This is a genomic window from Streptomyces musisoli (assembly GCF_016741855.1).
Taxonomy (GTDB): Bacteria; Actinomycetota; Actinomycetes; order Streptomycetales; family Streptomycetaceae; genus Streptomyces; species Streptomyces musisoli.
The window spans coordinates 967953-979465 of the sequence record NZ_JAERRH010000003.1 but is presented as its reverse complement, the minus strand read 5'-3'; the positions used below and the strand labels follow the sequence as shown (position 1 = coordinate 979465).

Below are 11513 nucleotides of genomic sequence, written 5' to 3'. Positions count from 1 at the left end.
ACCCATCCGAAAGTCCCCGAAGGGACAACGGCGCAGACAGCGCCGGATTCGAAGCTGCCGGCTACTGCTCAAAGACGCCCTGCCGCCTTCAGTGCCAGATAGGCGTCCGCAAGCGCCGGCGCCAGATCCTCAGGGGTCGCATCCACCACCGTCACCCCATGACGACGGAGCTGTTCCGCAGTACGCCGACGTTCCCCCTGCGTCTGAGCCGCTGCAGCCGCCTCGTACACGGACTCCGCGTCACCCCGGGCCTGCGCCATACGGGCGATGCCGGGATCGGCCACCGATGCGATCAGAACAGTGTGGCGCCGAGTGAGCTGTGGAAGAACGGGAAGCAGCCCCTGCTCCACCGGGGCCGCGTCCAACGTCGTGAAGAGGACGATGAGGGAACGCCGAGGTGCGGTCCGCAGAGCACCGGCGGTGAGCCCACGAGCGTCGGTCTCGACCAGCTCCGGTTCAAGACCGGCCATCGCATTGACCAGGGAAGGCAGCACGTCACCGGCCGAGCGGCCCTGGACCAGGGCACGTACCCGGCGGTCGTAGGCGAGCAGGGCCACCCGGTCACCGGCCCGGGAGGCCAGGGCCGCGAGCAGCAGGGCCGCGTCCAGGGAAGCGTCCAGCCGTGGGGCGTCATCCACTCGGCCGGCCGAGGTACGGCCGGTGTCCAGGACGAGCAGGATGTGCCGGTCGCGTTCAGGACGCCAGGTGCGGACCGCGACGGCGGACTGCCTGGCCGTGGCTCGCCAGTCGATCGACCGCGTGTCGTCCCCGGGGACGTACTCGCGCAGACTGTCGAACTCCGTTCCCTCACCACGCGTCAGGAGGCTGGTGCGGCCGTCGAGTTCACGCAGCCGGGCGAGCCTCGACGGCAGATGCTTGCGGCTGGTGAACGGCGGCAGGACCCGCACCGTCCAGGGCACCCGGTGGGAGCCCTGACGGGCCACCAGGCCGAGAGGTCCGTAGGACCGGACGGTCACGCGGTCCGCCTGGCGGTCACCACGGCGGGTGGGGCGCAGACGGGTCGTCACACGACGCCGTTCGCCCGGGGGCACGGTCAGCCGGTGCCGGGAGGCCTCGGTCTCGGTGCCCGCCTGCCAGCTGCTGGGCGGCCAGGCGTCCCGAAGCCGTGCCCGCAGCAGACGGCGGGACGGGTTCGTGATCGTAAGGGTGACGTCCGCGGTGTCACCGAGACGGACCGAGGTGTCACCGGAGCGGGTCAGCAGAAGACGGCGCACCGGCGCGGCCAGCGCGTAGTCGCAGGCGCAGGCGAGCGCCAGCGAGCCGTTGACCGCGAGGATGCCCGTCCAGCCCGGTTCCAGGACGCCGACGGGGACCGAGCCGAGGGCCGCGAGGAGGGCGGCGCGTCCGGTGAGCGCCATCAGCGGGGGACCGGGACGTGGGCGAGGATCGCGTTGATGACCGAGTCGGCGGTCACGCCTTCCATCTCCGCGTCGGGGCGCAGCTGGACGCGATGCCTCAGCGTGGGCAGGGCCAGGGCCTTCACGTCGTCCGGGATCACGTAGTCACGGCCGGTCAGCCAGGCCCAGGCGCGCGAGGTGGCGAGCAGGGCGGTGGCGCCGCGCGGGGAGGCGCCCAGGGTGAGGGAGGGCGACTCGCGGGTGGCACGGCAGATGTCCACCACGTACGCGGTGATCTCGGGGGACACGGTCGTCCCGGCCACCGCGGCGCGGGCCGCCTCCAGGACGGCGGGACCGGCGACCGGGCGTACGCCGGCGGCGCGCAGGTCGCGTGGGTCGAAGCCGGCGGCGTGCCGGGTGAGGACGTCGATCTCGTCCTGCCGTGGCGGCAGAGGGATCGTCAGTTTCAGAAGAAAGCGGTCCAGTTGGGCTTCGGGAAGGGGATACGTGCCCTCGTACTCGACGGGGTTCTGGGTCGCGGCGACCAGGAACGGCTCGGGGAGCGGGCGAGGAGTGCCGTCGACCGTGACCTGACGCTCCTCCATGGCCTCCAGGAGCGACGACTGCGTCTTGGGCGGGGTGCGGTTGATCTCGTCCGCGAGGAGCAGGTTGGTGAAGACCGGGCCGGGCTGGAAGGAGAACTCGGCGGTGCGGTTGTCGTAGAAGAGGGAACCGGTGACGTCGCTCGGCATCAGGTCCGGGGTGAACTGGATGCGTTTGGTGTCGAGTTCCAGTGCGGATGCGAGGGCGCGGACGAGCAACGTTTTGGCGACCCCGGGGACTCCTTCTAGTAGTACGTGTCCGCGGCAGAGGAGGGCGACGACGAGGCCGGTCACGGCGGGGTCCTGGCCGACCACGGCTTTGGCGATCTCGGCGCGCAGGGCTTCCAGGGAGGCCCGGGCGGTGCCCGGATCCCCGCTCTGCCCGGCGCTGTCAGTGGTCGGGGCCATCATGAACGGCGTACCTCTCTTTCGAGGGCGTCGAGTTGGTCGGTGAGTGCGATGAGGGCCGCGTCGTCGCCGGGCGGCGGTCCGAACAGGAGGGAGTGCAGGGCCCGTCCGTCGCCCGCGAGATGGGCGGACAGGGCGGGGAGCAGGGCTTCCGGCGTGTGCGCCCGGGCGAGGGGGACGCCGACGAGGGCGGCGAGGCGGGAGCGGGTGGCGGCGCGCAGGGCGGCGGCCGCGCGGTCGCGGGCGTTGGCTTTGCGGTAGAGGCGGGCGCGGCCTTCGGTGGTCTCGGAGGCGCGGATCGCCACGGGGAGTTTCTCGGCCACGAGAGGACCGAAACGGCGTGCCCGCCAGAAGGCGGCGAAGGCCGCCGCGATGAAGAGCTGCAGGGTGGCCCACAGCCATCCGGAGGGGAGCAGGTCGAAGAAGCTCTTCCGCTCGCCGGTTCCGGCGGCGGAGGCGTCCGCGAGCGAGGGGAGGTACCAGACCAGATGGGGGCGGGAGCCGAGGAGTTGAAGGGCGAGCGAGGCGTTGCCCTGCTCGTCGAGGCGGTCGTTGTAGAGGATGTCGGGCGCGCCGAGCACGACGGTGTCGCCGTCTCCGGAGGCCGCGGGGACGCGCAGCAGTGTGGCCAGGCGCTCGCTGGGATAGCAGGAGTCGGCGTCGAGGTGGGTGGTGGTGTAGCGGATGCCGCCGGTGTCGGCGGTGCCCGCGCGCCGGGCCTCGGGCAGGGTGCAGTGCGGGGCGAGCGTGGAGTCGCCGCTGGTGGCGGGGTCCGCGGTGACCCCGGGGGCGAGCCGTTCGACGGACCAGCTGCCGGCTGCGACGAGGACGGTGCGTCCGCCGGCGGTCGCCGTCGCCGCGTGCAGCCGCGCCTGCTGCCGGGGGGTCAGCAGGTCGGGCACGGCGACCAGCAGGGTGGTGTCCGGGCCGGCGGCGGCGCGTGCCGCGCCGAGTGTGGTGACCACCCGTGTGGAGACGCCCCGCTCGGCGAGGAGTGCGGCGACGGCGCGGCTGCCGTAGGGGTCGGCGGAGCGCGGGTCGAGTTCGCCGTGCCGGGTGGTGGAGCGGACGGCGGCGATGGCGACGGCCGCGGCCAGGATCAGTACGACGGCGAGCGCGATACCTCGTGTCCGGGTCCACACCTGGCGGCCGGTGGGCGCGGTGGACGTGATCGTCGGCGTGGCCTCGGCGGTCACTCGGCCGCCCCCTGGCGGGTGCTCCGTGCCGGGCCGGCGGCGCTGTCGGCGAGGTTCGGCCTGGTGCGCTCCAGGTCCCGGTCGAGTTCGGCGAGGCGGTGGTACGACTGCTCGCCGGCCCTGCGGCCTCCGTACGTGACGTCGTCGAACTCCCGGGCCGCGGCACGCAGCCGGTCCGTGTGCGCGGGGAGGACGCGGCCGGCCTCGGCGGCTGCCTCATCGGCGGTGCGGCCGGGGCGTGCGTCGAGCAGGGCGCGTTCCTCCAGGGAGCGGACGAGGGCTCGCATGCGCTCCTGGACGGCCTGGCTCCAGTGGCCCTGGGCCGCGTGCGCCTCGCTGGCCGCGCGGTGTTGGGCAGCGCTGCGGGGCCGCTCGTCGAACAGGACCGCGGTGGAGGTGGGCCGGCGGCGGGGGGTGCCGAGGCGCCACCAGAGGGCTGCCAGGACGGCGACGGCGAAAAGGATCACGACGGTGAGGCCGACCGCGCCGCCGGGGGTGGCCGAGGCGGCCGTGCCGAACAGCCGCCCGAGCCAGTCCCAGAGCGCGTCGAGGGCACGCTGGAACCAGCCGGGGTCGTTCTCGTGGTACATGCGCTTGGACAGCTCGCGCCGGGCCGCCTCCCGCGCGGGATCGCGCGGGATGGTCACCGGTGGCTCGTCGCCCGAGCCACCGGCCGTGAGGACGGCCCGGCCCGTCGCATCCGGCAGCCGTCGTACGACCGCGGCGACGGCGCCCGCCGAGGCGGACGCCGTGAGAACTCCCCCTGTGAGGCTCACCGCATCAGCTCCCGGGAGCGGGACCGGGGGTGCCGGTTCCGTAGCCCTGGACACCGGCGGCGCGGGCCAGTTCGAGGTCGAGGGCCTCGCGGCGGATGCGCTGGTCGATGTAGAGGAGCACGGTGACGCCGGCGCTGATCGGCAGGGTCAGCGTGGTGCCGATCACGGAGCCGATGCCCCGGATGATCAGGAACGCCCAGCCGACGTGTCCGCTGTTGGCGGCGAGGAAGTCGGCCACGCCGTCACCGCTCACGGCGGCGCCGACGAGCGCGAAGGGGATGGCGACGATCGCCGAGACGATGCTCGTGATGAGCGCGGCGAGCAGTTGGATGCCGAAGATGCGCCACCAGGAGCCGCGCACCAGCTTGGCGGAGCGGCTCAGGGACTTCCCGATGCTCTGCCGTTCCAGCATCAGCGCGGGCGCGGCCAGGTAGAAGCGGACGCCCAGCCACACCGCGACCACGGTGGCGCCGAGGACGCCCAGGGCGAACAGCGCGGTCCCGCCGGCATCGCTGCCGCCGCTGACCATGACCAGGATGCCGGGCAGCGCCCCGGCGACGATCACCCCGACGATGATCAGGCCGAGGACGACGAGCAGGCCGCACAGCTTCGGCAGCTGCGGGCGGGCTTCCCGCCAGGCCTCGCCCGTCGTGACCGGCCTGCCCAGCACGGCGCGGCTGGTGATGGTCGTGATCAGCGCCGTCGTGACGACGATCGCGGCCGCGGAGATCACGGTGACGAGCCCGGTGCCGATCATGGTGTCGCGCAGGGCGCGGAACGCCTCGTCGGGTGTGGCGGTCCGGCTGTCGAGAGAGGTGCGGGCCAGGGCGTCGTTGAGGACGAAGCCCTGGAGGAGGACCAGGCTGATCTCGGTGATCAGGGCCACCGCCAGCGAGATGCCGAGGACCGACCGCCAGTAGGTGCGCATGGTGGAGACGGCGCCGTCGAGGATCTCGCCGACGCCGAGCGGGCGCAGGGGGATGACGCCGGGTTTGGCGGCGGGCGGCGGGCCGCCCCAGCCGCCGCCCCAGGCCGGGTAACCGGCGGGGCCCGTGGGCGGGCCGGCGTATCCGCCGGGGCCCGGGCCGCCGGGGTGCTGACCGCCCCAGCCGGGGCCGGGCGGCGGGGGTGGCGGGGCCTGGTGGGGGCTGGGGGCACCGGTGGGCGCCGACCACTGGCCGGGTGGCGGCTGCTCCTTGGACCACTTCACGCCTGGGCCCTGCGGGTCCGCGCCCGGCTGGGGCGTGGGCTCGGTGGGCTCGGGGCGGTCGGCGGGCTCCTCGGGACCGGACGCACCGGGTTCCCGCCCCTCGGACGACGGGGAGGATCCGGGCGAGGCCCAGCCCGGAGTGTCTGTCATCGAAGCTCCTTCTCGGTGCCCGTCCGCGGTCGCGGCGGCAGGTTGGCAGCCATCGTGCCATGTGCTGGTCACCACGGGACCGGCCACGGTGGGGGCCGGACTCCTTCAATTGTCCGCCTGATGCGGGGCAGACTGACGGCATGGCTGATCAAGAGGCGCGAACCGACGGGGACAAGCGGCCGACCGAGATACAGGCGATCCGATGGGAGGAACCACCAGAAGGTCCCGTACTGGTCGTCCTCGACCAGACGAGGCTCCCGTCCGAAGAGGTCGAGTTGGTGTGCACGGACGCGCCGGCGCTGGTGGAGGCGATCCGTTCGCTCGCCGTGCGCGGGGCGCCGCTGCTCGGGATCGCCGGGGCGTACGGCGTCGCGCTCGCCGCCGCGCGGGGCTTCGACGTGGCCGAGGCGGCGCGGGCGCTCGAAGGGGCCAGGCCCACCGCGGTGAACCTGTCCGTCGGGGTGCGCCGGGCCGAGTCCGCGCACCGGGCGGCGCTGGCCAGGACCGGCGACCCGACCGCCGCCGCGGTGGCGGCGCTGACCGCCGCGCGGGCGCTGCACCAGGAGGACGCCGAGGCCAGCACGCGCATGACGGCCCACGGCGTGGCGCTGCTGGACGAGCTGCTGCCGGGCGGTGGGCACCGGATCCTGACCCACTGCAACACCGGATCGCTGGTCTCGGGCGGAGAGGGCACGGCCTTCGCGGTGGCCCTCGCCACGCACCGGGCGGGGCGGCTGCGGCGGCTGTGGGTCGACGAGACGCGTCCGCTGCTCCAGGGCGCGCGCCTGACGGCGTACGAAGCGGCCCGCAGCGGCATGGCGTACACCCTGCTCACCGACAACGCGGCGGGCTCCCTGTTCGCGGCGGGCGAGGTGGACGCGGTGCTGATCGGGGCGGACCGCATCGCGGCGGACGGCTCGGTGGCGAACAAGGTCGGCAGCTATCCGCTCGCCGTGCTCGCCCGCTACCACCACGTGCCGTTCATCGTGGTGGCGCCGGTGACGACGGTGGACCCGGCAACCCCCGACGGGGCGTCCATCGAGGTCGAGCAGCGCCCTGGCTTCGAGGTGACCGAGGTCCTGGCACCCCAGGTGCCGGTGACGGGGGCCGGGGGCGGGATTCCCGTGGCGCCCCTGGGGACGCAGGCGTACAACCCGGCGTTCGACGTGACGCCGCCCGAGCTGGTGACGGCCATAGTCACCGAGGAGGGAGCCGTCTCGCCGGTGACCGCCGAGGGCCTCGCGGAGCTGTGTGCCAGGTCGCGGCAGACGACGGCCGACTGACGGAACGGTGCCGGCCCGGCCTGCGAAAACGGTCCCTCGTCCTACGGTGACGCGTGGGGGGAGGGGCCGCCGGGACCGGTGGCAGGCCGGACGTGAGCCCTAGGTGTTGGCCCTGGGAGCAGCGGACGTGGAGGCTCGGGCCGTCGGGGGGCGTGGGTCTCGGGGGAGGAGTGCGGCCGCGGCGAGGCCGCCGAGGCCGATGACGGCCAGGGCGATCATCGCGGCGGCGTAGGCGCCCTTGGTGAGGCCGGCCACGAGGATGGTGCCCGCGATGGCCGTACCGAAGGACGAGCCGAGGTTGGACACGCTGCGCGACAGGCCCGAGATCTCCCCTTGCTGTTCCTCGGGGAAGCTCGACTGGACGACGTTGACGGACGGGGTCAGCATGACGCCCAGCCCGACTCCGATGAGGAGCAGCCCGGGGACGAACGCCCACGCGGTGGAGAAGCTCCGGGCCAGGACGATCAGGATCACCACGCCGGCGATGGAGAGGACGAAGCCGGACATGACGAGTGTTCGCTGGGGGTGCCGGCGGGCCAGGCGCTCGGCGGACAGGGACGAGGCCAGCAGCCCCAGGGTGGCCGCCGTGAAGACGACGCCGGTCTGGATGGCGTCGTAGCCGCGTACGACCTGAAGGTAGGCGGCGACCGTGAACGACGTACCCATGAGCAGCAACCACTGGATGTTCTGGGTGACGAGCCCGAGGTTGGAGGTGCGGTTGCGGAAGAGGCTCAGGGACAGCAGCGGCTCCTGGCCGGATGCTTCCTTAACGCGCACGGAGCGGAAGAACCAGCCGAGCACCAGGGCACCGAGAACCAGCAGGGCGATCATGAGCCAGACGTTGTTGTCCGCGGCCAGGATGCCCATGACGACGAGAACGAGGCCGATGGCGGAGAGGACCGCGCCGGCGGTGTCGAAGGAACGGGTCGGGTCCGGGGGCAGCGGGTCGTCGATGCGACGGCTGAGCAGGACGATCACCGCGATCACCAGGGCCTGGAACACGAAGGCCGCACGCCAGCTGATCGCGGTGGTGATCAGCCCGCCGATCAGCGGTCCTGCCGCCGCTCCGATGCCGCCCAGTGCCATGACGACCCCGAAGGCGCGGGCGCGGGAGGTGACGTCGGGGTAGAGCAGGGTCGTGAGGATGTAGACGGGTGGGATCAGCAGCGCGGTGCCGACGCCTTCGAGGATCGAGTTGCCCAGGATCAGGACGCCGAGTCCCGGGGCGGCCGCGCTCAGCAGGGCCCCGATCGCGTAGACGATCAGGCCGGTCAGGAAGCAGCGCTTGCGGCCGTAGCGGTCGGTGAGTTTGCCGCCGGGGATCATCAGCGCGGCCATCACCAGGAGGAACACCGTGATGGCCACCTGGACGCCCTGGACGGTGGTGTCCAGGTCCTCGCTGATGTCGGTGATCATCACGTTCATGTTGGAGCCCGCGAAGCTGCAGATGAACTGCGCCAGCGCCAGGGCGGCCAGCACGCGTCCGTGCCCTGTCTGCTGCCTCGTCCCGGCCGTCTCAGCCACCGGTGACGCCCCCGCCCGTGTCCTCGTCTGGCGCCGTGAGGCCGTGCGTGACCGGATGGCCGTGGTTGCCGTGACGCGGTCCGGTCTGCGCCTTCTTCAGCTCTTCGTCGAGCGCCATGGCCGCGGTGACCAGGGCGAGGTGGGTGAACGCCTGCGGGAAGTTCCCGAGTTGCTCGCCCGAAGGACCGATCTCCTCGGCGAACAGGCCGACGTGGTTGGCGTAGGTGAGCATCTTGTCGAAGGCGTGGCGGGCCTGGTTGAGCCGGCCGCTGCGCGCGAGTGCTTCGACGTAGAAGAAGCTGCACAGGTTGAAGGTGCCCTCCGAGCCGCGCAGTCCGTCGGGGGACGCCGTCGGGTCGTAGCGGTAGACGAGACTGTCACTGACCAGTTCCTCGTCCATGGCGTCCAGCGTGCTCAGCCAGTCGGGGTCGTGGGGCGAGACGAAGCCCACTCGTGGCATCAGCAGGAGCGAGGCGTCCAGGACATCGGTGTCGTAGTGCTGCACGAAGGCCTGCCGCTTCTCGTTCCAGCCGCGTTCGACGATCTGGCGGAAGACCGTGTCCCGCACGCCGGCCCAGCGGGCGATGTCGGCGGGCCGGGAGAACTCGGTGGCCGCGCGGACACCCCGGTCGAACGCCACCCAGGTCATCAGCCGGCTGTAGGTGAAGTCCTGGCGCCCGCCCCGGGTCTCCCAGATCCCTTCGTCGGACTGGTCCCAGTGGTCGGCGAGCCAGTCCAGTACGTCGCTCAGTGCGTGCCAGCCGCGGATCGCACCGATGTCCCTGCCCACGATCAGCGCGTCGGACGCCTCGCCGTAGATGTCGAGCTGGAGTTGGTCGGCCGCCGCATTGCCCGCACGCACCGGGCGGGATCCGCGGTAGCCCTCCAGGTGGTCGAGGGTCTCCTCGGTCAGGTGGGGGTCACCGTCGACCCGGTACATGATCTGGAGGGGGCCCGCCGAGGGCGTGTCCCTGGACTCGATGCGCTGGCGCAGCCAGTGGCGGAAGGCGTGGGCCTCCTCGTCGAAGCCCAGGTCGATCATCGTTCTGACGGACAGCGAGGCGTCGCGGATCCAGGTGAAGCGGTAGTCCCAGTTGCGCTCACCGCCGATCTGCTCGGGCAGTCCCATGGTGGCGGCGGCGATGGGGGCCCCGGTGGGGGCGTACGTGAGCAGTTTGAGGGTGATCGCCGACCGGTTCACGATGTCCTGCCAGCGGCCCTGGTAGGTGCACGAGCGCAGCCACGACAGCCAGAAGGTGCGGCAGGTCTCCAAGGCGTCGGCGACGCCCGCCAACGAGGGACGGGGCGGGGCGGGATCCCGCTCCGGCGTGCTGGTGAGGACGACCGCCGCCGCCTGGCCTGCGGAAAGGGTGAAGCGGGCACTGATGTCGTTGCCGTCCTCGTGGAAGGCGATGCCGGCCGTGGACTGGAGATGCAGGTTCGTCCCCGGGCCGTGGAAGACCGCGGAGTGCTCGTCGGTCCGCGAGAGCGTGTGCGTGTGGCGACCGTAGTCGAAGCGCGGCTGACAGCTCAGTACGAAGGGCAGACTGCCCCGGACGACCCGTGCGACCCTCATCAGCCGGTGGACGCCCGTCGGGGCCGAGGAGTCGTTCGGCACCATGAAGTCGGCCACCTCGCCGACCCCGCCGGACGCCATGAACCGGGTGACCAGGATGGCCGTGTCGGACAGATACAGCTGCCGGACGGTCATGTCGTCGCCGTCGGGCAACTCCACGGCCAGGCGGTAGTGGCCCCCGCGTTCACCGTCCAGCAGCGAGGCGAAGACACTGGGCGAGTCGAAGCGGGGCGTGCACCACCAGTCGACGGTTCCGTCGGACGACACCAGGGCGGCGGTCTGGAGATCGCCGACCATGCCGTGCTCCGCGATGGGCGGGTACCGGTTCACAAGGTCCCCCTGCTCGGTCAGGGACGCCGTGACGGCACGGCAGGGAGCCGTCACGGATCTGTGCACGCCCAGCGTTCGGCAAGACCGGGTTCGTCGCCTCACCCACTGCGGGTGAAACCCCCACCCTCATGGCTCCCCACAGGCTCCGGCGTGTTTCAGGCGGGCTCCGGATCGAAACTGGAAGGGGTGACCGGGCCGCCGTCGCGGGGAGCGAGGACACCGGAGTGTGCCCCGCCGGAAGGACGCCAGGCCGGTGGTGCGGCAGGGGCGGCGGAGGGATGACGGCCCTTCGCCGGTCGAGCTGGCATCATCGGCGGCGGACAGGGGCAGACAGTGACGGCCCCATACGACTATCGTCACCGGCCAGTGACCTCCCTCACCAGGGCGCCTGTCGCTGTTATGAGAATGGGATGATGTCGTTTATGAAGGGACGAGTCCTTGTCGTCGACGACGACACCGCACTGGCCGAGATGCTCGGCATCGTGCTGCGTGGTGAAGGTTTTGAGCCGTCTTTCGTAGCCGACGGCGACAAGGCGCTGGCCGCTTTCCGTGAGACCAAACCCGATCTGGTGCTGCTGGACCTGATGCTGCCCGGCCGGGACGGCATCGAGGTGTGCCGGCTGATCCGGGCGGAGTCCGGCGTGCCGATCGTCATGCTCACGGCCAAGAGCGACACCGTCGACGTCGTCGTGGGCCTGGAATCGGGCGCCGACGACTACATCGTCAAGCCGTTCAAGCCGAAGGAGCTGGTGGCCCGGATCCGGGCGCGGCTCAGGAGGTCGGAGGAGCCGGCGCCGGAGCAGCTCACCATCGGTGACCTGGTCATCGATGTCGCCGGGCACTCGGTGAAGCGGGACGGGCAGTCGATCGCGCTGACCCCGCTCGAGTTCGACCTGCTGGTCGCGCTCGCCCGCAAGCCCTGGCAGGTGTTCACGCGCGAGGTGCTGCTGGAGCAGGTGTGGGGCTACCGCCACGCCGCCGACACCCGCCTGGTGAACGTGCATGTCCAGCGGCTGCGCTCCAAGGTCGAGAAGGACCCAGAGCGGCCGGAGATCGTGGTGACCGTCCGTGGTGTCGGTTACAAGGCCGGACCGAGCTGA

The 11513-nt window shown here is 72.2% G+C and carries 9 protein-coding genes; 2 read left to right on the top strand and 7 right to left on the bottom strand.

Annotated elements, in window-relative coordinates; translation table 11 throughout:
• Positions 1–68: 68 nt before the first annotated feature.
• The 5 genes from JK361_RS12540 to JK361_RS12520 are packed head-to-tail and all read right to left on the bottom strand — an operon-like array spanning position 69 to position 5700.
• A complete protein-coding gene (locus JK361_RS12540; protein WP_201815960.1) occupies positions 69–1379 on the bottom strand; it encodes a DUF58 domain-containing protein in 1311 nt (436 codons plus the stop codon).
• The gene (locus JK361_RS12535; protein WP_201815958.1) at positions 1379–2368 is read right to left on the bottom strand and encodes an AAA family ATPase; all 990 of its coding nucleotides are present in this window, start codon (positions 2366–2368) and stop codon (positions 1379–1381) included. The genes JK361_RS12540 and JK361_RS12535 overlap by 1 nt, the downstream gene beginning before the upstream one ends.
• Positions 2368–3564 (bottom strand): DUF4350 domain-containing protein, encoded by a 1197-nt coding sequence (locus tag JK361_RS12530; RefSeq protein WP_201815956.1) that lies wholly within the window; start codon positions 3562–3564, stop codon positions 2368–2370. Before JK361_RS12530 ends, JK361_RS12535 begins: the two co-directional genes overlap by 1 nt.
• On the bottom strand, positions 3561–4340 hold the full coding sequence (locus JK361_RS12525; RefSeq protein ID WP_372448705.1) for a DUF4129 domain-containing protein: 780 nt from the start codon (positions 4338–4340) through the stop codon (positions 3561–3563). The genes JK361_RS12530 and JK361_RS12525 overlap by 4 nt, the downstream gene beginning before the upstream one ends.
• A gap of 4 nt (positions 4341–4344) precedes the next feature.
• Complete coding sequence (locus JK361_RS12520; protein WP_201815954.1) at positions 4345–5700, bottom strand: glycerophosphoryl diester phosphodiesterase membrane domain-containing protein; 1356 nt, start codon at positions 5698–5700, stop codon at positions 4345–4347.
• A gap of 140 nt (positions 5701–5840) precedes the next feature.
• On the opposite strand from JK361_RS12520, the gene mtnA reads away from it, so the two are divergent.
• Positions 5841–6983 (top strand): S-methyl-5-thioribose-1-phosphate isomerase, encoded by a 1143-nt coding sequence (gene mtnA / locus JK361_RS12515; protein WP_201815952.1) that lies wholly within the window; start codon positions 5841–5843, stop codon positions 6981–6983.
• A gap of 99 nt (positions 6984–7082) precedes the next feature.
• Here the strand turns inward: mtnA and JK361_RS12510 are convergent, their stop codons facing one another.
• Positions 7083–8507 (bottom strand): MFS transporter, encoded by a 1425-nt coding sequence (locus JK361_RS12510; protein WP_307787247.1) that lies wholly within the window; start codon positions 8505–8507, stop codon positions 7083–7085.
• A complete protein-coding gene (locus tag JK361_RS12505) occupies positions 8500–10413 on the bottom strand; it encodes a glycoside hydrolase family 15 protein (RefSeq protein WP_201815950.1) in 1914 nt (637 codons plus the stop codon). The genes JK361_RS12510 and JK361_RS12505 overlap by 8 nt, the downstream gene beginning before the upstream one ends.
• 410 nt (positions 10414–10823) lie before the next feature.
• On the opposite strand from JK361_RS12505, the gene mtrA reads away from it, so the two are divergent.
• Complete coding sequence (gene mtrA / locus JK361_RS12500; protein ID WP_191870552.1) at positions 10824–11513, top strand: two-component system response regulator MtrA; 690 nt, start codon at positions 10824–10826, stop codon at positions 11511–11513.

What these genes read in the sequence shown, in the direction of transcription:
- JK361_RS12540 (WP_201815960.1), bottom strand. Translation starts at nt 1,379, where the DNA reads ATGGCGCTCACCGGACGCGCCGCCCTCCTCGCGGCCCTCGGCTCGGTC.
- JK361_RS12535 (WP_201815958.1), bottom strand. Translation starts at nt 2,368, where the DNA reads ATGGCCCCGACCACTGACAGCGCCGGGCAGAGCGGGGATCCGGGCACC.
- JK361_RS12520 (WP_201815954.1), bottom strand. Translation starts at nt 5,700, where the DNA reads ATGACAGACACTCCGGGCTGGGCCTCGCCCGGATCCTCCCCGTCGTCC.
- mtnA (WP_201815952.1), top strand. Translation starts at nt 5,841, where the DNA reads ATGGCTGATCAAGAGGCGCGAACCGACGGGGACAAGCGGCCGACCGAG.
- mtrA (WP_191870552.1), top strand. Translation starts at nt 10,824, where the DNA reads ATGATGTCGTTTATGAAGGGACGAGTCCTTGTCGTCGACGACGACACC.